At 47.8% G+C, this 458-nt stretch carries 3 protein-coding genes; all 3 read right to left on the minus strand.

Features of this window, described 5'->3' with window-relative positions; all coding sequences use genetic code 11:
- Positions 1–14: 14 nt before the first annotated feature.
- The 3 genes from OSCIL6407_RS38645 to OSCIL6407_RS38655 are packed head-to-tail and all read right to left on the minus strand — an operon-like array spanning position 15 to position 420.
- Entirely contained in the window at positions 15–167 is a 153-nt protein-coding gene (locus OSCIL6407_RS38645) for a type I restriction-modification system subunit M N-terminal domain-containing protein (RefSeq protein ID WP_407635905.1), read from the minus strand.
- Positions 104–301, minus strand: coding sequence for a hypothetical protein (locus OSCIL6407_RS38650; RefSeq protein ID WP_162140460.1), 198 nt, complete (start codon positions 299–301; stop codon positions 104–106). Before OSCIL6407_RS38650 ends, OSCIL6407_RS38645 begins: the two co-directional genes overlap by 64 nt.
- Complete coding sequence (locus tag OSCIL6407_RS38655) at positions 277–420, minus strand: hypothetical protein (RefSeq protein WP_155523447.1); 144 nt, start codon at positions 418–420, stop codon at positions 277–279. The genes OSCIL6407_RS38650 and OSCIL6407_RS38655 overlap by 25 nt, the downstream gene beginning before the upstream one ends.
- Between the last annotated feature and the right edge of the window lie 38 nt (positions 421–458).

Below are 458 nucleotides of genomic sequence, written 5' to 3' on the forward strand. Positions count from 1 at the left end.
AATGCCATCCTCCGCTAACACTCCATTGGCATAAATATACTGCCGCTCAGAGAGGTACTTATAAAAATAAACCCTAAGCAATAATCCCGAAACTCATCAGCATTCATCTTGCCCCGAAGCGAGTCGGCAATATTCCAAAGCTGGGTTCTAGCTTTTCTTGTGTCCATTTTGTCCGTTCAGTCCGTTCGTCATTTATCTCTCGTACTGGGCGATCGCTAGCACCCCCAAGAAGCGCTGTCCAAGCAAGGTATAGAATAACACACAAACCGTTAGCACCTAATGATACTCCTCTGGCTCCCACCTTTCCTCTGACGGTTGACGAATCAACTCAGCGCTAAGCCATAGGCGGACGGGCGGCGTGCTCATCTCTACGAGGTAAATTCTACAAACCTGTTTACCAATGCCTGTGAGTAGTTTCAAACGATGGCTGCGATCACAGCAGCTTTGGCATTTCTAGG

This window comes from Kamptonema formosum PCC 6407 (assembly GCF_000332155.1).
GTDB lineage: Bacteria > Cyanobacteriota > Cyanobacteriia > Cyanobacteriales > Microcoleaceae > Kamptonema > Kamptonema formosum.